Origin of the sequence: Bradyrhizobium sp. BRP20 (assembly GCF_020194215.1) — a bacterium.
GTDB lineage: Bacteria > Pseudomonadota > Alphaproteobacteria > Rhizobiales > Xanthobacteraceae > Bradyrhizobium > Bradyrhizobium yuanmingense.
Map to the genome: position 1 here is coordinate 705,795 of NZ_JADYVY010000001.1, position 20,642 is coordinate 726,436.

The following is a 20,642-nucleotide window of genomic DNA, read 5'->3' on the forward strand; positions in this document are numbered from 1 at the left end:
ACTAGGGCGGCCTCAAATATTCGCAGCGAGATCCACGAGCTCGTCGAACAGCACGCCTGATGCCTTCAGCATCTGCTCGATCTCGTCGGCCGCTTCCGCAACCGTCCGCTTCGACGTATCGATCACGAGCTCGGCGGCCTCAGGCTTCTCGTAGTCGTTGCCAATGCCGGTGAACGAGGCGAGTGCGCCGGCGCGGGCTTTCTTGTAATGGCCCTTGGGATCGCGCTCCTCGCACACCTCGGCGGGCGTCGCGACATGGATTTCGCGAAACGCGGTGTCGGCGATGCGACGCGCGGCGGCGCGATCTTCGCGCGCGGGCGAGACCGCCGCGACGATGGCGATGTGGCCGTTGCGGGCGAGATGCGTCGCGACCTCGGCGAGGCGGCGGATGTTCTCGCTGCGATCAGTGGCGGAGAAGCCGAGATCGCTGTTGAGCCCGGCGCGCAGCGTGTCGCCATCGAGCAGGATCGGCGAGCCGCCATTGGTGAAGAGACGCCGCTCCAGCGCCCGCGCCAGCGTCGACTTGCCGGAGGCCGGCAGGCCGGTAAGCCAGACCACGGCGCCATTGTGGCGGTAGCGGGCCGAGCGCTCGTCGCTGCGCAGCGCCGATTCCACCGGCACGATGTCGACAGGCACGGCACGCTGGCCGGCATCGACCGACAGCACCAGGCCGCCGCCGGCGATGCGTCCGGACACCTCGATTACGAGGCGGCCGGTGCGCGGATTTTCGGTGTAGGGATCGGTCGCGATCGGATTGGACAGGGAGATGTCGATCTCGCCGACATGGTTGCGACCGATCGCCTTGTTCTCGCTGCTTGAGAGCTCGCCGGGATCGACCGCCTTCTCGATGGCGACCACGGTGGCGCGGCTTTCCTTGGGGCCGCAGCGCACCAAAAGCTGGTCGCCTTTGGCAAGCGGCTTGTCGTGCAGCCAGAAGATGCGCGCGCGCAGCCGCCGCGTCTCGCGCGGGGCGCTGCCCGCATGCGCGATGATGTCGCCGCGCTCGATGAACAATTCGCGGTCGAGCGTGATGCCGACCGAGCGGCCCGCGCCCTGCCGTCCCGCGACCGGCGTCATCGGCCAGCTCTCGACCGTCTTGATCTTGGCGATCTTACCGGCCGGCATTATCACGATCTCGTCGCCGGCAATCAGGCTGCCGGATTCGATGCGGCCGGCGACGATGCGGCGGTCGTCGAACTTGTAGATCGCCTGCACCGGCAGCCGCAGCGCCAGCGCTTCCAGCGGACGCGCCGGCTCGAGGTGATCAAGCGCCTCGACCACGGTCGGTCCCTTGTACCAAGAGATGCGGTCGGTGCGCATCGCGACGCCGTCGCCGTCACGCGCGGAAATCGGGATCACGGCCGTGGGGGTCACGCCGAGGCCGTTCAGATGCGCGGAGATCTCGTCGCTGATGTCCTTGAAGCGTGCGGCGGAGAAATCGACGCGGTCCATCTTGTTGACGACGACGGCGACCTGCTTCACCCCGAGCAGATGCAGGAGATAGCCGTGCCGCCTGGTCTGGTCGCGCACGCCCTCCAGCGCGTCGATGATCAGCACCGCACCGTCGGCCTGCGAGGCGCCGGTGATCATGTTGCGGAGGAATTCGGCGTGGCCAGGCGCATCGATCAGCACGATGTCGCGCGAATTGGTGCGGAAGCGGATCTGGGTGGTGTCGATGGTGATGCCCTGGTCGCGCTCGGTCTGCAGCGCGTCGAGCAGGAACGACCATTCGAACGGCATGCCGCGCCGCGCGCTGACGGCCTTGAGCATTTCGAGCTTGCCCTCGGGCAGGCTGCCGGTTTCATGCAGGAGGCGGCCGACCAGGGTCGACTTGCCGTGGTCAACATGGCCGACGATGACGATGCGGACCTGGGGACGCGTGGTGCCGTTCGGCGTGCCGGGCGAGGCTGACGTGACGATCATGTTCATGGCCGCGTCCTTGATCAGAGATAGCCGGCGACGCGAAGGCGCTCGAAGGCATCCTCGGTCTCGTGGTCGAGCGCGCGCCCCGAGCGCTCCGGCACCTTGGTCTGTTCGAGCTCGATCAGGATCTCGTCGATGTTCGAGGCATTCGAGGCAACCGGATTGGTGATGTCCTGGTCACCCAGCGAGCGATAACGCTTGCCGTTCTTGGCGAGGTACAGCGGAATGATCGGGATGTTCTCGCGCTTGGTGTAGGCCCAGATGTCGGCCTCGGTCCAATGCAGGATCGGATGGATGCGCAGATGCGCGCCTTGCGGCGGCGAGGCGTTGAAATGATCCCAGAATTCCGGCGGCTGGTCGCGCACGTCCCAATTGCCCTCCAAGCCGCGCGGCGAGAAAACGCGCTCCTTGGCGCGCGTTGCTTCCTCGTCGCGGCGGATGCCGGCGATCAGGCCGTCGAAGCCATATTTTGCGAGCGCCATCTTGAGGCCCTCGGTCTTGCGCGCGGCGGACCGGGCGGCCGGCGGCAGCGTTGGGTCGACGGCATCGATCGGCGGGCAGGGCTCGACGCGCAGATCGAGATCCCATTCCTTGCCGTAATGATCGCGGAAGCGATACATCTCCGGAAACTTCTTGCCGGTATCGACGTGAAGGGCCGGGAACGGCATCTTGCCGAAGAAGGCTTTCCGCGCCAGCCAGATCATGACGTTGGAGTCCTTGCCGAGTGACCACAACAGGGCAATCTTCTTCAGCCGGGCAAAGGCCTCACGGAAGATGTAGATGCTCTGCGCTTCGAGCTGGTCGAGATGGTCCATGCTCGAGGCAAGTTCGGCAGCAAATTCTTGCGCGCGCACGCGCTCAGCCAGCGCCGGATTGCTCAGTCGATCAGCAGCGGAATCGTCCTTGAGAAGATGCATCTCTGCCACTTTGCGTTTGGAGGCGAAAATTCTATAGTTGCGGTGCGGAAGAGAAGAAAAAATTTTCTCTTTGCGCGCTCGAAACGAGACATATATAGAAAATAATTCCAGTCAACCCCGTTTGTGGGGAAGCGAGTATCACATGCGGTTCTTGCCGGTGTTTCTCGATCTCAAGGCCGGCCCGGTGGTCCTCATCGGGACGGGCGAGCTTTTGCGCGCCAAGCTGCGCGTGCTCGCCGCTGCCGGCGCGCGCCTGCGCGTGCATGCGATCGATGGCAATCACGACCTTGGCCTCGGCTCCGAAGACTTGGCGCGCATCGAGATCGCGGCAGGCGATCCGCTCACGGTGGATATTTCCGGCGTCATCGCCGTCGTCTGCGCGGGCGCAGGCGATGTCGGTGTGGCCATGTCGGCTCGCGCCAAAGCGGCTGGCCTGCCCGTCAACGTCATGGACGACCTCGAGCATTCCAGCTTCATCTTTCCGGCCATCGTCGATCGCGGCGATGTCGTGGTCGCGGTCGGCACGGGCGGCACCTCCCCGGTGGTGGCGCGGCGCGTGCGCGAGAAGATCGAGGCGCTGCTGCCGGCGCGCATTGGCGAGCTCGCCGAGTTCATCGGCACCTTCCGCAAGTCGATCAACGAGCGCATCGCCGAGTTTCCGCTGCGCCGCCGCTTCTGGGAGCGCGTCATCGACGGTCCTATCGGCGCCGCCGTGCTCGCCGGCCGCAACAGCGAAGCCGATGCATCGCTCAAGGCGATCTCCGATCCCACCGCGTTCGCGCGCGCCGACAAGCCGGAAGGCTCCGTCGCGCTGGTCGGCGCTGGCCCCGGCGATCCCGATCTGCTCACCATCAAGGCGCTGCGCGCGCTGCAGGACGCGGACATCGTCTTTTATGACGAGCTGGTCTCGCCCGAGATTCTCGACCGCATTCGCCGCGACACCACGCGCGTTGCGGTCGGCCGCCGCGTCGGCAAGCCCGGCATCGGCCAGGACGCCATCAACAAGCGCATGATCGAGGCCGCGCAATCGGGCCAGCGCGTCGTGCGGCTGAAGGGCGGCGATCCCTTCGTGTTCGGCCGCGGCGGCGAAGAGGTGGAAGCGTTGCGCGCCGCCGGCGTCGCCTATTCGATCATTCCCGGCATCACCGCAGGGCTCGGCGCCGCTGCCGATTTCGAGGTGCCGCTCACTTATCGTCACGAAGCGACCCGCATCACCTTCCTCACCGCACACAAGGCCCGCGATGCAGAGAACGTGGATTGGTCGACACTGACCGACACCAAGATGACCGTTGTGGTCTACATGGGCATGACCGCAGCGCCCGCCGTGCGCGCAGGCTTGTTCGCGGCCGGCCGCTCGCCGGAGACGCCGGTCGGCGTGTTCGCCCGCGTCACGCGGCCCGATGCGCAAGGCGCAATTGGCACGCTGCGCGATCTGCCGGAACTGGTGCGGCGGATCCATGGCGGTCCCGCCATCCTCATCATCGGCGACGTGGTCCGGCATGCCGGCTCGCTTCGCCGCCAGACACCCAAACAAATCATCTCTGACCTATTGGATGCAGCCGAATGACCTCTCCGCTCGAACAAAAGAAGATCCGTATCGCCGGCCCCTCGGTCGTGACCGCCAACCGCACCTGGGACGGCATCGTGGTCTACCGCACCGCCGCCAACAGCTGGTCCGCCGAGCTGTCGGAAGCCGCGATCGTGCGCAACTCCGACGAGGCCAAGGCGTTGCTTGCGGAAGCCGTGGCCGATGACGTCGGCGCCATCGGCCCCTATATCGCGCCGGTGCAGATCGGCGACGATGGCAAGGTCCAGCCCGGCAATCTGCGCGAGCAGATTCGCCGCACCGGCGTCACCATCGGACAGCCGGCCCAGGTTTAAGGCATCCACTTATGTATGCTTACGACGAAATCGACCGCACGCTCGTCAACGAGCGCGTCTCGGAGTTCCGCGACCAGGTGAAGCGGCGCCTTTCCGGCGAGCTCACCGAGGACGAGTTCAAGATCCTGCGTTTGCAGAACGGCGTCTATCTGCAGCTGCACGCTTATATGTTCCGCGTCGCGATTCCCTATGGCACTCTGGCGACGAACCAGATGCGGGCGCTCGCCCATGTCGCGCGCAAATACGATCGCGGCTACGGCCACTTCACCACGCGGCAGAATATCCAGTTCAACTGGATCAAGCTCGCCGAGCTGCCGGATGCACTCGAAGACCTCGCCAAGGTCGGCATCCACGCGATGCAGACCTCCGGCAACAACATGCGCAACGTCACCTCGGACCAGTGGGCCGGCGTCGCGCCGGGCGAGATCGAGGATCCGCGCATCTGGTCGGAGCTGATCCGCCAGCACACCACGTTGCATCCGGAATTCTCGTTCCTGCCGCGCAAGTTCAAGATCGCGATCACCGCCTCGGACCACGACCGCGCCGCGATCAAGATCCACGACATCGGCCTGCGCTTGATCAAGAACGAGAAGGGCGAGACCGGCTTCGAGGTTCTGGTCGGCGGCGGTCTCGGCCGGACGCCGTTCATCGCCAAGACCATCAAGCACTTCGTGCACGGCCGCGACATCCTCAGCTACATCGAGGCGATCTTACGCGTCTACAATCAGTACGGCCGCCGCGACAACATCTACAAGGCGCGCATCAAGATCCTGGTGCACGAGCTCGGCATCGAGAAATTCTCGCGCGAGGTCGAGGACGAGTGGCAGCATATCCGCAACTCCTCGCTCCAGATCGACGAGGAGGTGATCGAGGACATCCGCTCGCGCTTCACCTATCCGGCTTACGAGAAGCTGCCGCATATGCCGGACGAGCTGCGCCAGGCCGCGGCCGACCCCGATTTCGAGGCATGGCGCAAGAACTCGGTGGCCCCGCACAAGGTGCAGGGTTATTCCATCGTCACGATCTCGCTGAAGCCGACCGGCGGGCCTCCGGGCGATGCCACCGCCGAGCAGATGGACGCGCTGGCAGATCTTGCCGACAAATATTCCTTCGGCGAGATCCGCGTCGGCCACGAGCAGAATCTAGCGCTGCCGCACGTCGCCAAGCGCGACCTGCCGGCACTGTGGAAGGCGCTCGACAAGCTCGGGCTGGCGACGCCCAACGTCAACCTGATCACCGACATCATCGCTTGCCCCGGGCTCGACTATTGCTCGCTGGCGAATGCCCGCTCGATTCCGATCGCGCAGGAGCTGACGCGGCGCTTCGCCAATCACGAGCTCGCTAACCTGATCGGCCGTCTGCACATCAACATCTCCGGCTGCATCAATGCCTGCGGCCATCACCATGTCGGCCATATCGGCATTCTCGGCGTCGAGAAGAACGGCGAGGAGGTCTACCAGATCACCATCGGCGGCCGTGCCGACGAGAACGCCGCGCTCGGCACCCTGATCGGTCCCGGCGTCAAGTTCGACGAGGTCGCCGACGTGGTCGAGGACATCGTGGAAGCCTATCTGGCGCTGCGCGAGCGGCCCGAAGAGCTGTTCATGGACACGGTGAAGCGCCTCGGCGTCGAACCCTTCAAGGAGCGCGTCTATGCCACTCGTTAATGGCGGAAAGATCACGGACGACCGCTTCGTCAAGCTCGCCGTCGACACGCCGCTGCCCGAGGGCGGCGACATCCTGGTGCCCGCCGAGCGCTTCCTCGGCGAGGCCGAGGGCTTGCTCAAGCGCGCCGGAAAGGTCGGGGTGATCTGGCCCAACAATCGCGACATCGCCGAGCTCGTGCCGTATCTCGGCCAGATCGCCGCCGTCGCGCTGGTGTTCCCGACCTTCCGTGACGGGCGCGCCTACAGCCAGGCGCGGCTGCTGCGCGAACGTTACAACTACCGCGGCGAATTGCGCGCGACCGGTCAGGTGCTGCGCGACCAGTTCGTGTTCATGCTGCGCGCCGGCTTCGATGCCTTCGAGGTCAAGAAGCAGGCCGATGCGGAAGCCTTCATGCAGACCGCCAAGCGCTACTCGGTATTCTACCAGCCGACCGGCGATGGCCGCATCACCGCGCTGCACCGGCGCATGCAATTGCGCCACTCCGAAGGGGTCGGCACGTGAACGCGATCGCGCCTCAGGTTTCGCCCGTGTCTGCGCTACCTTCGGCGGACGAGCTCGATCGCGCCTTGCGCGATGCCTCGCCTGCGGAGGTCATTGCCGCGGCGCTGAAGACGGTCGGGCGCGACAAGCTTGCGCTGGTGTCGTCCTTCGGCACGGAATCGGCGACGCTGTTGAAGGTCATGTCGGATGTCGATCCCGCAATCCCCGTGATCTTTCTCGACACCGGCTGGTTGTTCGAGGAGACGCTGGCTTATCGCGATACGCTCGTTGCGACGCTGGGCCTGAAGGACGTTCGCTCGATCAAGCCGGCCGAGGAGACGCTGTTGCGCGAAGACCCCGACCGCGACCTCTGGTTCTCCGATCCCGATGCCTGCTGCCGCATCCGCAAGGTCGAGCCGCTGGCGCGTGCGCTGAAGCCGTTCGGCGCCTGGCTCAACGGCCGCAAGCGCTTTCAGGGCAATGCGCGCGCCGACATTCCGGTCGTCGAGGACGACGGCGCGCGGCTGAAGTTCAATCCCTTCGCCAACGTCTCGCGCGAGGAGATCGAGGCGATCTTCACCCGCGCTAAATTGCCGCGGCACCCTCTGGTTGTGTCAGGATTCCTGTCGGTTGGGTGTATGCCTTGCACCAGCAGAACGACTGAGGGCGAGGATGCACGCGCCGGCCGGTGGCGCGGCCGGGCCAAGACAGAATGCGGCATCCATACGATGAAGACTTCGTAGCACAGTCGCGCTGCAAGCTAGCGAACAAGAAAATCGGGTTCCGTTGACACAAGAGCGTTTCGCCACGAGTTATGCCTGCCGTCGACGACGCCGATGTCGTCGAGGTGAATGGAGATGGACATGATGCGCCGTATCGTTCCGCTCGCCGCAGGATTGCTCGCGACGGGGTTCTGGGCAGGCTCGGCTCTGGCCGCCGACATCAATTTGCTGAACGTGTCGTACGATCCGACGCGCGAGCTCTATGTCGAGTTCAACAAGGCGTTCGCGAGCGCCTACCAGAAGGAAACCGGCAAGAGCGTCGAGATCAAGCAGTCGCACGGCGGCAGCGGCTCGCAGGCGCGCGCGGTGATCGACGGCTTGCAGGCCGATGTGGTGACGCTTGCGCTGGCCTATGACATCGACGCTATCGCGAGCAAGCGCCTCACCGCGACGGATTGGCAGAAGCGGCTGCCGCAGAATTCGTCGCCCTACACGTCGACCATCGTGTTCTTGGTGCGCAAGGGCAATCCCAAGGGCATCAAGGACTGGGATGATCTGATCAAGCCGGGCGTTGCCGTCATCACGCCGAACCCGAAAACGTCGGGCGGCGCGCGCTGGAATTATCTTGCCGCCTGGGGCTTTGCGCAAAAGAAATACGGTTCGGCCGACAAGGCCAAGGACTTCGTCGGGAAGCTCTTCCAGCAGGTGCCGGTGCTCGATACCGGCGCCCGGGGCGCCACTGTGACCTTTGTCGAGCGCGGCGTCGGTGACGTGCTGCTCGCATGGGAGAACGAGGCGTTCCTGGCCCTGAAGGAATTCGGTGCGAACAAGTTCGAGATCGTTGCACCGCCGCAGTCGATCCTCGCCGAGCCGCCGGTCGCGATCGTGGACAAGGTTGCCGACAAAAAGGGCACCCGCAATGCGGCTGACGCCTACCTTCAATACTGGTACACCAAGGAAGGGCAGGAAATCGCCGCGCGCAATTTCTACCGTCCGCGTGATGCCGAGACCGCCAAAAAGTACGAAAATGCCTTCGCCAAGGTCGAGCTGTTCACGATCGACGACGTCTTCGGCGGCTGGACCAAGGCACAGAAGGAACATTTTGCAGACGGCGGCGTTTTCGATCAGATTTACAAGAACTGATCGGGCGCTGTCGTAGGGGGCTTTAGCAGGGGGCCTGGTGAGCGCACTCGCAGCACGACGCCGGACATTGCCGGGCTTCGGTCTCACCATGGGACTGACGCTTTCCTGGCTGTCCGTGATCATCTTGATTCCACTCGCCGGCCTGTTCCTGAGATCGCTTGAGCTCAGCCCCGAGCAGTTCTGGAACATCCTCTCCAGCCGCCGCACCCTGAACGCGCTACGCGTCTCGTTCGGCCTCGCCTTTGCGGCGGCTTGCGTCAATCTGGTGATGGGCAGCATCATCGTCTGGGCGCTGGTGCGCTACCGCTTCCCCGGCCGCCGCATCTTCGATGCCATCGTCGACGTGCCGTTTGCGCTGCCGACGGCGGTGGCCGGCGTCGCGCTGACGGCGCTGTTCGCCGAGAAGGGCTGGCTGGGGGCGCCGCTCGCCGCGCTCGGCCTCAAGGTGGCGTTCACGCCGGTCGGCATCTTCGTCGCCATGATCTTCATCGGCATTCCCTTCGTTGTCCGCACCGTGCAGCCGGTGCTGCAGGATCTCGACCCTGAAATCGAGGAAGCCGCGGGCAGCCTGGGGGCCAGCCGCTTGCAGACCATCGTTCGCGTGATCCTGCCTTCGCTCGCGCCGGCGCTGCTCACGGGCCTCGCGCTCGCCTTCGCCCGCGCGGTCGGTGAATACGGCTCGGTGATCTTCATCGCCGGCAATCTGCCCAACGTGTCCGAGATCGCGCCGCTCTTGATCGTGATACGCCTGTCCGAATTCCGTTACGCCGATGCGACCGCGATTGCGGTGGTCATGCTGGTCGTCTCCTTCGTCATCATCTTCGCGGTCAATCGGCTCCAGCGCTGGGCGCAGAGCCGGATCCCGGCGCGCTGAGGGCGGACCATGACGATGCAGATCGCAGATTCCGTGTCGCTCTCGGCCTCCGACTCGCAGGCACGCGCGCACGCGGCGGCGGCGCGGAACAATTTGCGCACCGAGCCGCGCGCTGTCCGCATCATCATCATCACGCTGGCGTTGCTGTTTCTCACCGTCTTCGTCGTGCTGCCGCTGGTCGTCGTGTTCGCGCAGGCATTTTCGCGCGGCATCCTCGCCTATTTCGCCGCGCTCGCCGAGCCGGAGGCGATGGCGGCGATCAAGCTGACGTTGATCGTCGCGGCGATCTCGGTCGGGCTCAATCTGGTGTTCGGCCTCGTCGCCGCCTGGGCGATTGCAAAATTCGAGTTTCCGGGCAAGACCTTCCTGATCACGCTGATCGACCTGCCATTCTCGGTCAGCCCGGTGATCTCGGGCCTCGTCTTCGTGCTATTGTTCGGCGCGCAAGGCTATTTCGGCAGCTGGCTGCGCGAGCACGACATCCAGATCCTGTTCGCGGTCCCCGGCATCGCGCTCGCCACCACCTTCGTGACCTTCCCCTTCGTGGCGCGCGCGCTGATCCCCCTGATGCAGGAGCAGGGCACGCAGGAGGAGGAGGCCGCGATCTCGCTCGGCGCCTCCGGCCTGCAGACCTTCTTCCGCGTCACCCTGCCCAACATCAAATGGGGCGTGCTCTACGGCGTCCTGCTCTGCAACGCGCGCGCGATGGGCGAGTTCGGTGCGGTCTCCGTCGTCTCCGGCCACATCCGCGGCGAGACCAACACCATGCCGCTCTTGGTCGAGATCCTCTACAACGAATACCAGTTCGTCGCCGCTTTCGCGATCGCCTCGCTGCTCGCAATGCTGGCGCTGATCACGCTGATCGCAAAAACCATTCTCGAACGTCATCTCGACGAAGGACAAGACGCCAGTGACCATTGAAGTCAAGAATCTCGTCAAGAAATTCGGCAGTTTTGCTGCCCTCGACGGCGTCGATCTCAAGGTCAACGACGGTGAGCTGCTGGCGCTGCTCGGTCCGTCCGGCTCCGGCAAGACCACCTTGCTGCGGATCATCGCCGGCCTCGACTGGCCGGACTCGGGCGAAGTCTCCTTCAACGGTGAGGACGCGCTGGCGCAAGGAGCCCGCGAGCGCCACGTCGGCTTCGTGTTCCAGCATTATGCGCTGTTCCGCCACATGACGGTGTTCGAGAACGTTGCCTTTGGCCTCCGCGTGCAGCCGCGCGCGGTCCGAAAGGATGAGGCTGCGATCCGCTCGCGCGTCAAGGAGCTGCTCGATCTGGTGCAGCTCGACTGGCTCGCCGACCGCTATCCCAGCCAGCTCTCCGGCGGCCAGCGTCAGCGCATCGCGCTCGCCCGTGCGCTTGCAATCGAGCCGCGCATTCTGCTGCTCGATGAACCCTTCGGCGCGCTCGACGCCAAGGTGCGCAAGGAGCTGCGCAAATGGCTGCGCTCGCTGCATCACGAGATCCATGTCACCTCGATCTTCGTCACGCACGACCAGGAGGAGGCGCTGGAAGTCGCCAACCGCGTCGTGGTGATGGACAAGGGACGGATCGAGCAGATCGGCTCGCCCGACGACGTCTACGACAATCCGGCGACTGCGTTCGTGCACGGCTTCATCGGCGAATCCATCGTGCTGCCGATCCAGATCGGCGATGGTGCGATCCGGCTCGGCGACCGGCAGCTCGATCTGGCGGCCGATGGGCTTGCGCCTGGCGCGTCGAAGCTGTTCGTACGGCGACATGACATGCTGGTCGGCCCGCCCGGCAGCGGCGCCTTCGAGGGCGCGGTCCAGCACGTCCGCAATTTCGGTCCGGTGCAGCGGGCGGAAGTAGCCCTGTCCGGCGGCGAGACCATCGAGATCGACGCCCCCCGCGACAAGGAACTGCGCGCCGGCGACACGATCGGCCTCAATCCGCGTCGCTACCGGATTTTTGCGGGCTGAGCCCACCGTCATTCCGCCGCGGAATGACGGCTCAAATTCTCTTCAAAATTCACCTTTCAGCCATTGTTGGTATGCAACAACAGCCCCTCATTTGGGGGCCCCGATTCATGCGCGCTGCGGCCGCAATTCTCATCATGTTGCTGCTCGCCGGTTGTGCCGGCAACGAAGCACCGGTCCAGCAGCCGTCGATGTATGCCGACATGGCGGTGCCGGGCTCCAAGCTCGACGTCCAGGCAGCTGCGATCATGATCTCGCAATACCGCCAGAACAACGGGCTCGGTACGGTCGTGGTCGACCCGGATTTGACGCGGCTCGCCGAATCCCAATCGGGCGCGATGGCGGCGGCCAACAAGATGGACCACGACGTCCGCGCGCCGCTCGCCAAGCGTCTGGCCTCTGGCGGTTATCCTGCCACCGTGGCGGTCGAGAACATCTCGGCCGGCTATCATACGCTGGCGGAAGCGTTTTCCGGCTGGCGCGACTCGCCTCCGCACCGCGCGAACATGCTCAAGAGCGGTGTCACAAAATTGGGCATCGCGGCGAGCTATGCTCCAGGCACCAAATACAAGGTGTTCTGGACCATGATCCTGGCCTCCACCGAGCCTCGATAAGCCAGACTTGATCCCGGGGATGCATTGACGTCGCGGCGGAGTGTCGCCACGGTGGCCAGCCCTTTGCTATTGTTCCCGCATGACCGATCATAGTCCGGAAACCGCAACAATCCCCACGAATGCGCAACGCGTCCTGGTCCTCCAGGGCGGCGGCGCGCTCGGCTCGTACCAGGCTGGCGCCTTCCAGGCGCTGTGTGGCTACGGCTTCGATCCGGAATGGGTCGCCGGCATCTCGATCGGCGCGGTCAATGCCGCCATCATCGCCGGCAACGAGGGGCACACCCGCGTCGAGCGGCTCAAGGAATTCTGGGAAATGGTGTCGGCCCCGGTGCCGTGGAAGCCGGTCGGCAAGAGCGACCGCAGCCGCGAGCTGTTCAATTCCACCAGTGCCGCGCTGATTGCGACGTTCGGCGTGCCCGGCTTCTTCACGCCACGCATTCCGCCGGCGCCGCTGTGGCCGCCGGGGCATCGCGAGGCCGAAAGCTATTACGATACCTCGCCGCTGAAGAAGACGCTGGAGCGACTCGTCGATTTCGACCGCATCAACGATCTGAAGACACGCCTGTCGGTCGGCGCGGTCGGCGTCACCTCGGGCAATTTCAGATATTTCGACAATTACGCGTTCAAGAAGCTCGGCAAGAAGATCGGCCCCGAGCACATCATGGCCTCCGGCGCGCTGCCGCCGGGCTTTCCCTCCGTCGTCATCGACGGCGAGCATTATTGGGACGGCGGCATCGCCTCCAACACTCCGCTCGACTACGTGCTCGATGCCGAGGTCGAACGCGACATGCTGATCTTTCAGGTCGATTTGTTTTCCGCGCGGGGCGACCTGCCGAACTCGCTGCTGGAGGCGGCCGAGCGCGAGAAGGACATCCGCTATTCCAGCCGCACGCGGATGAACACCGACAAGAACAAGCAGCTGCACAACGCCCGCAGGGCCGTGCGCGATCTGATCGGCAAATTGCCGGACTATCTCAAGAACGATCCTTCCGTCGAATTCCTGGCGAAAGTGTCGCGCGAAAGCACCGTCACCGTGGTGCATCTGATCTACCGCAGCAAGAACTACGAATCCTCGTCCAAGGATTACGACTTCTCCCACATTGCCATGGTCGAGCATTGGGAAGCCGGCGTACGCGACGTGCATCTGTCGATGCGCCACAAGGACTGGCTGGAGCGGCCGCAGTCCGGCGAGACCATGGTGACCTACGATCTCACGGGGGACGTCACCGCGCCCCCGGCAAAAAGGAGCGAATAGAATGGGTACTCTGTCAGGCAAGAACGCCGTCGTGACCGGATCGACCAGCGGCATCGGGCTCGCTTACGCGCGCGCCTTCGCCGCCGCCGGCGCCAACGTCGTCATCAACGGTTTCGGCTCGCCGGAGGACATCGAGAAGGAGCGCGCCAAGATCGAATCCGATTTCGGCGTCAAGGCGGTCTACTCGCCCGCCGACATGACCAAGCCCACCGAGATCGCCGGCATGATCGCGCTCGGCGAGAAGACGTTCGGCTCGGTCGACATCCTCGTCAACAATGCCGGCATCCAGTTCGTCTCGCCGATCGAGGAATTCCCGCCGGAGAAATGGGACCAGATCATCGCGATCAATCTGTCCTCAGCCTTCCACGCCATCCGCGCCGCAGTGCCCGGCATGAAGAAGAAGGGCTGGGGCCGCATCATCAACACGGCGTCGGCGCACTCGCTGGTGGCCTCGCCATTCAAGTCGGCCTACGTCTCGGCCAAGCACGGCATCGCCGGCCTCACCAAGACCGTGGCGCTGGAAGTCGCGACCCACAAGATCACCTGCAACTGCATCAGCCCCGGCTACGTCTGGACCCCGCTGGTCGAGAAGCAAATCCCCGACACGATGAAGGCACGCAATCTGACGCGCGAGCAGGTCATCAACGATGTGCTGCTCGATGCGCAGCCGACCAAGGAGTTCGTCACCTCCGAGCAGGTCGCCGCGCTCGCCCTGTTCCTGTGCAGCGACGACGCCGCCCAGATCACCGGCACCAACCTCTCGATCGACGGCGGCTGGACCGCGGAGTAATTCGTGCCGACCTGACAACTCTCGGTCATGCCCCGCGAAGGCGGGGCATCCAGTACACCGCGGCCTCTCGGTTAATCACAGCCGCCTCGGAGTACTGGATCGCCCGGTCAAGCCGGGCGATGACAGCGAGAGTGGATCGGCGTTTTCGATCGTCGTCTATTTGCCGAACGCCAGCACGTGCAGCCCCAGCCGCTGCCGCACGATCCAGAACAGCAGCACCGTCTCGAAGGTGAGGGAGATCGAGGTCGCAGCCGCGGCGCCATGGCAGCCGTAGCGCGGCACCAGCGCGATGCAGAGCACGAGGTTCATCACGAAGGCTAGCGCATAGGCGAGCGCGCAGATCTTCTGCTGGCCGAGCATGTTGAGCAGGCGCTCGACCGGCCCGATCGCAGAGCGGACCACGAGCCCCATCGCGGCGACGAACATGATGTCGTAGCCGACGGTGAATTGCGGCCCGAACAGCCAGAGCAGCGGCTTGCCGAGCGCGAGCAGCACGATGGTCGCGGCCAGCGACGGCCAGAACGTCCAGGTGATGGCATGCGCGACGTAGGCCGACAGGCGCGCCTCGTCGCCGCTGGCATTGTATTCGGCGAAGCGGTGTGCCGTCGTAGCTGACATCGCGTAGTGGATGAACGAGACCAGCGCCAGCGTCTTCACCACGGCGAAATAGACGCCGACCTCGTCCGAGGGACGGAATTGCTGCAGCACCAGCACGTCGGTGTAGGACAGGAGCAGGTAGAAGCTCTCGACCAGCAGGATCGGTAGCGAGACGGCGAGCCAGCCCTTGACGTCATAGGCCTTCGGTCCCGGTGTGATGTGATCGGCGAGCTTGCGGTTCAGCACCACCATCTGCCCGGCCATCGCGATCCATACCGCGCAAAGGCTTGCGACCATCGCGGCGACGGCGCCGAGGTGATAGCCGAGCAGGAAGGCGAGCGCCGTGATGCCGATGATCAGCGCCTGGCGGATGATGAATTGCGGCATCAGGCCGAGTTGCATCCAGTCGTGCGAGCGCGCGATGCCGTCCTGGGTGTTGGCGACCACGAAAGCGGGCAGCGTCATGCAGCCGATATAGAGCGGCAGCACCTCGGCGGGATCGATCCAGGGCGACAGCAATTTGACGATGCCAGCAAGGCCGAGCGACGTCAGCGTGGACACGGCAAAGGTCAGCCAGCGGCTGCCGGACAGGAAGCCGCGCAGCAGCGCGTGCGCGCCGTTGGCGCGGTACTCCGGAATGATTTTCTGCGCGGAGGCCGATATGCCGAAATCCATCATGCTGCCGAGCAGCAGCACCCAGGTCCAGACATAGACGTAGATGCCGTAATCGGACGTGCCCATCCAGCGCGCCAGCAGCACCTGCGAGACATAAGCGAGGCCGGCGCTGATGACGCGAATGATGAAGATGGTGCCGGCGAGCCGTCGGGTCAGCGACGCCTCGCTCGATCCGCCCGCGAGCCTGGCACGCAGCCGCGCGACCAGCCCGGCCGGTCCGGTCGTTGCGGGTGGTGCATCCATCACGGCCAATTCGAACAATCCCCAGCGACCTGCAGCGGCAGGCGAGGGATTAGCAACCATTCGTTAAGATTCGGTTGGGCGGACGCTAGTTCAAATTCGTGTTGAACTCGTACGCCTTCTCCGGCCCGACCAGCGTGAACTTCAGCGCCGCGCCCTCGGGCTTGGCGCCCGGCGGCAGCCCGTCGAGCTCGAACGAGAAGCGCACGACCCCGGGCGGGCTGGGCTGCACCGGCGCTGGAATCGGCAGCGCCCAATCGGGAGTCGGGCCTTCCACGAACAGATTGACCTTGCGGCTGTCCGGCGCCACCACATCGACCACTACGTTCTTGGGCCCGTCCCGCTTGACGTCGCGAATGGTGAGCGGATTGGGGTCGCCGATATTGGCGGGCTTCGGCACGGTGTCGAGCGCGGCACGCAAGTTCGCGTCCTCGGTCGAGGCGACGCTGTTGAAGCCGAGCTCGGCGCTGGCCTCTACGGGAATGCAGAGCTTCTCGCACACCGCGTAGTTGATCTCGGCCCTCAAGGTCACCGGCTTGTCTGCAGCCTTGGCGACGATGCGCAGGGGCAGCACGACTTGGTCGCGATAGCCGATGGAATGGCCGCCCGCGCCGTCGTCGAACTTCAGCGGCGCCGGCCACATCACCGTCACCGCCTCGACATTGTCGGACTTGGAGAAGTCGAACCGGGGTGGAACGCCGGAATCGCCGGGCGACCGCCAGTAGGTCTTCCAGCCGGGCTGCAGCTGGAAGGCGATACCGCCGAGCAGCACCGCGCCGCTGCGCGAGCCCGCCAGGAGCCGCACCGCGGAATGTCCATCGCGCTGCCAAGGCGATGCGTCATCGGCACGGGCCGCGATAGCCAACGACGACGCGAGCAGGGTTGTCGCGACGCCAATCGCCGCACGCAGGGGAACAATGCTGGACATGGCACGTCTTTACAGGGTCACCCAGGGCCAAACCATTGAATTGCTTGTGATGGATGCACTCGAATCAACTCGCCGCAAGCCTTGATTTGACAGCCGCCCGGCCCGACATCAGGATAGGAATTGAAACCGGAGTGCTCGAGCGATGGCTCCCACAGGCAAGAGGACGGGCGAAAGCACCCGCAGCTCGGGCGCCGCGCTGCCCAGTTCCGGCGGCTATCTCGACGGCCGGCTCCTGATCGCAATGCCCGTGATGGGCGATTCCCGCTTCGAGCGCTCGGTGATCTATCTTTGCGCCCATTCGGCGGAGGGGGCGATGGGCATCATCGTGAACCACCCCGCCGGCAGCATCGATTTCCCCGAGCTCTTGCAGCAGCTCGGCATCATCAAGAAGGGCGAGCACATCAAGCTGCCGGAGAATGCCGAAAGTATGAAGGTGCTGCGGGGCGGGCCGGTCGACACCGGGCGCGGCTTCGTGCTGCATTCCAGCGACTTCTACATCGAGAACGCCACGCTGCGGATCGATGACGGCGTCTGCCTGACCGCGACGGTCGACATTCTGCGCGCCATCGCCAACGGCTCCGGCCCCAAGCACGCCATCCTCGCGCTCGGCTATGCCGGCTGGGCGCCGGGCCAGCTCGAGACGGAGATCCAGAGCAACGGCTGGCTGCATTGCGACGCGGACGCGGATCTGATTTTCGGCGACGACGTCGAGGACAAGTACAATCGCGCTTTGCAGAAGATCGGCATCGACCCCGGTATGCTCTCGAACGAGGCCGGGCACGCGTAGCGTTATCGGCCGCTATTGCCACACTCTCCACTGCCCTCAGTTATTCTCCGCTGTCGTCCCGGATCGGCGCTTCGCGCCGGACAACGCTACGCGTTGCCCAGCGCTCCGCTTGTCCGGGACGACGACCGAATTTGTGGCTACTCCGACCCGGCCTACTCCGCCGCCTGCTGCTGCACCGTCGGCTCCGTCCCCGCCACCGTCGCGCGGCGCATGTCGCGGGGCTGGGACTGGTCGTAGCGGCGGACGCGGTGCATGGTCTGGCGGTTGTCCCACATCACGAGGTCATGCAGCTTCCATTTGTGCACGTAGACGAACTCGGGTTGCGTGGCGTGCTCGGTCAGATCGCGCAGCAATAGCCGCCCCTCGGGCATGCTCATGCCGACGACCTTGCCGGCATGCGATGACAGATACAGCGACTTGCGGCGATGCACGGGGTGCGTGCGCACCAGCCGTTGCAGCACCGGCTTGAACATCTCCTTCTCTTCGTCGGTGTATTCGGTGAAGCCGAGCGATCCCCGCGAATACATCAGCGAATGCTCGCAGACGAGATCCTCGATCTCCGCCTTGGTCTCGTCGTCGAGCGCGTCATAGGCCGCGCGCATGTCGGCGAACTCGGTGTTGCCGCCCTTCGGGTTCACCACGCGCGCCGATAGCAGCGAGAATTTTGCGGGGATCGGACGGAACGAGCTGTCCGAGTGCCACAGGCAATTGCCGAGGTTGAACAGATTGGCGCGGCTGTCCTTGGGCAGCGGCTTGCCGTCCTTGCCGAGGTTGGAGACGTCGTTCAGGCCTGAGGTGAGGCGGTGTTCATCCGCCTTGGTGATGTTGCCGCCGCGCGCCTCCTCGCGCTGGCCAAAATTCAGCGCGAATGCCATCTGCTGCTCGTCGGTGATGTCCTGGTCGTGGAAGACGAGCACCGCGTACTTGTCCATGGCGGCCTCGATCTCGCGCGCCTGATCCGGCGTGAGCGGCTTGCGCAAGTCGAGGCCGGACACCTCGCCGACGAAATGTTTCTGAAGCTGCCGGATGGCGATGGTCATTGCGTTCCTCCCGCATCTACGAGCGGTTTCCCCGCTCTGTTTGTGGAAAAAATGACTCCCGCATCCGGCGATGTCAACGCGCCGCGCGCATGGCTCTCACGCGTTCCGCGCCATCAGCCCGCCATCGACCGGGATCACCGCGCCGGTGAGGAAGGACGCCGCCGGAAGGCACAGGCTCAGCGTCATATGCGCGACCTCTTCAGGGTCGCCGTAGCGGCCGAGTGCGGTGCGGCGCTTGGCGTAGATGGTCTTGTGCTCCTCCGGGATGCGGTCGGTGATTTTTGTGCGGATCGGTCCGGGGCAGATGCAGTTGACGGTGATGCCCTCGCGGCCGAGCTCCACCGCCAGCGAGCGGGTGAGGCTCACGACGCCGCCCTTCGCGGCCGAATACGGGCTGTGCAATGCGGTGGCGCCGAGCGCCTCGGTCGAGGCGATGTTGACGATGCGGGGACTCTTCGACTTGCGCAAGTGCGGCAGCGCGGCGCGGATGATGCGTGGGTGCGCCGTCAGCATCACGGCGATGCCCTTCGCCCAGGCGTCCTCGTAGCCCTCATCGTCGATCGCGACGCGCACGGAGATGCCGGCATTGTTGACGACGATGTCGAGGGCGCCGAAATGCGCGGCGACATCGCCGACCACGCGTTTGATTTCGCCGCCGTCGGCGACGTCGAGCTTCCACGCCCTTGCCGCGCCTCCGCTTGCCGCAATCTCCCTGGCGACGTCCTGCGCGCCTTGCTCGTCGAAATCGGTGACGGCGACGTTCGCACCTTCGTTTCCGAACACGCGCGCTGTGGCGCGCCCCATGCCGCTGGCTGCGCCAGTGACGAGCACGGTGAGCCCCTTCACGGACCGGCTGAGCTCCCTGACGTCGGACATGCTGTTCCCTCGCGCCGAGCTGGTTCTTGTTATGATTGACAAGGCTGGCATCGATCCGCAGACAGGTCAAACAAGCAGAAAACAAAAGGGGAGGCCGACAATGGCAAACGAGCTCGATTACTCAGGCAAGCAGGTGCTGGTGGTCGGCGGTTCCAGCGGCATCGGCAACGGCATCGCGCAGGCCTTTCGCGCCAAGGGCGCAGCTGTTGCCGTCTGCGGCACGCGTGCTCGCGCAACGGAATATTCAGCCGACGAAGGCTCCGATCTCGAAGGTCTTGCTTACGCGCAGCTCGATGTCGGCAATTCCGGTGCGATCGAAGCATTCAAGCCGTCGTTCGACCGTCTCGACATCCTGGTGCTCGCGCAGGGCGCGGTGATCTACCGCCGCGGCGAATTCGAGATGGCGGGCTTCCGCAAGGTCGTCGAGATCAATCTGATGAGCCTGATGGCCTGCGCGACGCGCTTTCATTCCATGTTGCGGGACGCGAAGGGCGCGCTGATCATCGTGTCCTCGACCGCGGCCTATCATTCCACCATGGGTAATCCCGCCTACAATGCCTCGAAGACCGGTGCGGTCGGATTGACGCGGACGCTGGGCGAGGCCTGGGCCGAGGACGGCATCCGCGTCAACGGCATCGCGCCAGGGCTCGTCGACACCAAGATGACGAAGGTGACGACCGACAATCCGAAGCGGCTCGAAGGCGCGCTCGCACGCATCCCGTTGCGGCGATTGGGTACGCCGGCCGACATGGCGGGCGCGGCGCTGTTCCTGGCCTCGCCGCTGTCGTCCTACATCATCGGCCAGACGCTGGTCGTCGATGGCGGCCTGATTCTATAGGAGAGCCTAAGGAACCGCGCTGCGTCTGATCGGTTACTTCGGCTGACCACCGAGGAGGATCATCATGGACACGGATCGGATTGTTGGATCGGCGAAGGAATATGCCGGACGCGCGGAAGGCGCGATCGGAGACATGGCAGGCGATGCCAAGACGCAGGCGTCGGGCAAGGCGCGGGAAGCCGCGGGCACGGTGCAGAATCTCTACGGCCAGGCCAAGGATGCCGTGCGCGACGCCACGGACACCGCCGCGGGCTATGCCAAGGACGCCTACGAGAACAGTGGTGAGACTTTCCGCGACGGCTCGAAGGCCATTGCGCAGAAGGTGCAGGACAATCCGCTCGGCGCGCTGCTGGTTGCCGGCGGCATCGGCTTCGCGCTGGCGCTGCTGATGTCGCGTCCCGCCCGCCGCCCGCCGTCACGCTGGCGCTATTACGGCTAGTTGCCGAAACGCC

General features: G+C 64.9%; 21 protein-coding genes. 15 read left to right on the forward strand and 6 right to left on the reverse strand.

Features of this window, described 5'->3' with window-relative positions; all coding sequences use genetic code 11:
- Positions 1-12: 12 nt before the first annotated feature.
- Entirely contained in the window at positions 13-1,929 is a 1,917-nt protein-coding gene (cysC, locus tag I6F33_RS03375; protein ID WP_036021660.1) for an adenylyl-sulfate kinase, read from the reverse strand.
- A 14-nt stretch (positions 1,930-1,943) separates the two neighbouring features.
- Positions 1,944-2,738 (reverse strand): sulfate adenylyltransferase subunit CysD, encoded by a 795-nt coding sequence (gene cysD / locus I6F33_RS03380; RefSeq protein ID WP_035998209.1) that lies wholly within the window; start codon positions 2,736-2,738, stop codon positions 1,944-1,946.
- Between the two features lie 244 nt (positions 2,739-2,982).
- On the opposite strand from cysD, the gene cysG reads away from it, so the two are divergent.
- The 12 genes from cysG to I6F33_RS03440 all read left to right on the forward strand — a co-directional run bounded on the left by cysG (position 2,983) and on the right by I6F33_RS03440 (position 14,209).
- Positions 2,983-4,407 carry a siroheme synthase CysG gene (gene cysG, locus I6F33_RS03385; protein ID WP_225141083.1) on the forward strand — a complete coding sequence of 475 codons (1,425 nt, stop codon included), beginning with the start codon at positions 2,983-2,985 and terminating at the stop codon, positions 4,405-4,407.
- Positions 4,404-4,721 carry a DUF2849 domain-containing protein gene (locus tag I6F33_RS03390; RefSeq protein WP_036021663.1) on the forward strand — a complete coding sequence of 106 codons (318 nt, stop codon included), beginning with the start codon at positions 4,404-4,406 and terminating at the stop codon, positions 4,719-4,721. Before cysG ends, I6F33_RS03390 begins: the two co-directional genes overlap by 4 nt.
- 11 nt (positions 4,722-4,732) lie before the next feature.
- A complete protein-coding gene (locus I6F33_RS03395; RefSeq protein ID WP_109142442.1) occupies positions 4,733-6,388 on the forward strand; it encodes a nitrite/sulfite reductase in 1,656 nt (551 codons plus the stop codon).
- Positions 6,375-6,890: a DUF934 domain-containing protein gene (locus tag I6F33_RS03400; protein WP_035998199.1), complete on the forward strand. Its 516-nt coding sequence runs from the start codon at positions 6,375-6,377 to the stop codon at positions 6,888-6,890. Before I6F33_RS03395 ends, I6F33_RS03400 begins: the two co-directional genes overlap by 14 nt.
- The gene (locus I6F33_RS03405; protein WP_225141085.1) at positions 6,887-7,612 is read left to right on the forward strand and encodes a phosphoadenylyl-sulfate reductase; all 726 of its coding nucleotides are present in this window, start codon (positions 6,887-6,889) and stop codon (positions 7,610-7,612) included. Before I6F33_RS03400 ends, I6F33_RS03405 begins: the two co-directional genes overlap by 4 nt.
- Positions 7,613-7,732: 120 nt before the next feature.
- On the forward strand, positions 7,733-8,734 hold the full coding sequence (locus I6F33_RS03410) for a sulfate ABC transporter substrate-binding protein (protein WP_192893080.1): 1,002 nt from the start codon (positions 7,733-7,735) through the stop codon (positions 8,732-8,734).
- 37 nt (positions 8,735-8,771) lie between these two features.
- Positions 8,772-9,608, forward strand: coding sequence for a sulfate ABC transporter permease subunit CysT (cysT, locus tag I6F33_RS03415; protein WP_074447692.1), 837 nt, complete (start codon positions 8,772-8,774; stop codon positions 9,606-9,608).
- Positions 9,609-9,617: 9 nt separating this feature from the next.
- Positions 9,618-10,529: a sulfate ABC transporter permease subunit CysW gene (gene cysW / locus I6F33_RS03420; protein ID WP_157283722.1), complete on the forward strand. Its 912-nt coding sequence runs from the start codon at positions 9,618-9,620 to the stop codon at positions 10,527-10,529.
- Positions 10,519-11,553, forward strand: coding sequence for a sulfate/molybdate ABC transporter ATP-binding protein (locus tag I6F33_RS03425; RefSeq protein ID WP_035998225.1), 1,035 nt, complete (start codon positions 10,519-10,521; stop codon positions 11,551-11,553). Before cysW ends, I6F33_RS03425 begins: the two co-directional genes overlap by 11 nt.
- 107 nt (positions 11,554-11,660) lie before the next feature.
- Positions 11,661-12,164: a CAP domain-containing protein gene (locus I6F33_RS03430; protein ID WP_035998228.1), complete on the forward strand. Its 504-nt coding sequence runs from the start codon at positions 11,661-11,663 to the stop codon at positions 12,162-12,164.
- Positions 12,165-12,243: 79 nt separating this feature from the next.
- A complete protein-coding gene (locus I6F33_RS03435) occupies positions 12,244-13,419 on the forward strand; it encodes a patatin-like phospholipase family protein (RefSeq protein ID WP_035998231.1) in 1,176 nt (391 codons plus the stop codon).
- 1 nt (position 13,420) lies between these two features.
- Positions 13,421-14,209 (forward strand): 3-hydroxybutyrate dehydrogenase, encoded by a 789-nt coding sequence (locus I6F33_RS03440; RefSeq protein ID WP_225141087.1) that lies wholly within the window; start codon positions 13,421-13,423, stop codon positions 14,207-14,209.
- Positions 14,210-14,365: 156 nt separating this feature from the next.
- Here I6F33_RS03440 and I6F33_RS03445 read toward each other — a convergent pair whose 3' ends face one another.
- Both I6F33_RS03445 and I6F33_RS03450 read right to left on the reverse strand, forming a co-directional pair.
- A complete protein-coding gene (locus I6F33_RS03445; protein ID WP_225141089.1) occupies positions 14,366-15,724 on the reverse strand; it encodes a flippase in 1,359 nt (452 codons plus the stop codon).
- 85 nt (positions 15,725-15,809) lie between these two features.
- Entirely contained in the window at positions 15,810-16,649 is an 840-nt protein-coding gene (locus I6F33_RS03450) for a protein-disulfide reductase DsbD domain-containing protein (protein ID WP_035998237.1), read from the reverse strand.
- Between the two features lie 142 nt (positions 16,650-16,791).
- Between I6F33_RS03450 and I6F33_RS03455 the strand changes: the two genes are divergently transcribed.
- Complete coding sequence (locus I6F33_RS03455; RefSeq protein ID WP_035998239.1) at positions 16,792-17,436, forward strand: YqgE/AlgH family protein; 645 nt, start codon at positions 16,792-16,794, stop codon at positions 17,434-17,436.
- 152 nt (positions 17,437-17,588) lie between these two features.
- Here the strand turns inward: I6F33_RS03455 and I6F33_RS03460 are convergent, their stop codons facing one another.
- Both I6F33_RS03460 and I6F33_RS03465 read right to left on the reverse strand, forming a co-directional pair.
- Positions 17,589-18,476, reverse strand: a complete 888-nt coding sequence (locus I6F33_RS03460) for a TauD/TfdA family dioxygenase (protein WP_035998242.1) — start codon at positions 18,474-18,476, stop codon at positions 17,589-17,591.
- Between the two features lie 96 nt (positions 18,477-18,572).
- Positions 18,573-19,352 carry an SDR family NAD(P)-dependent oxidoreductase gene (locus tag I6F33_RS03465; RefSeq protein ID WP_074447693.1) on the reverse strand — a complete coding sequence of 260 codons (780 nt, stop codon included), beginning with the start codon at positions 19,350-19,352 and terminating at the stop codon, positions 18,573-18,575.
- Between the two features lie 100 nt (positions 19,353-19,452).
- Between I6F33_RS03465 and I6F33_RS03470 the strand changes: the two genes are divergently transcribed.
- Positions 19,453-20,190, forward strand: coding sequence for an SDR family NAD(P)-dependent oxidoreductase (locus I6F33_RS03470; protein ID WP_036021684.1), 738 nt, complete (start codon positions 19,453-19,455; stop codon positions 20,188-20,190).
- A 64-nt stretch (positions 20,191-20,254) separates the two neighbouring features.
- Positions 20,255-20,629, forward strand: coding sequence for a CsbD family protein (locus I6F33_RS03475; RefSeq protein ID WP_035998251.1), 375 nt, complete (start codon positions 20,255-20,257; stop codon positions 20,627-20,629).
- The last annotated feature ends 13 nt before the right edge of the window (positions 20,630-20,642 follow it).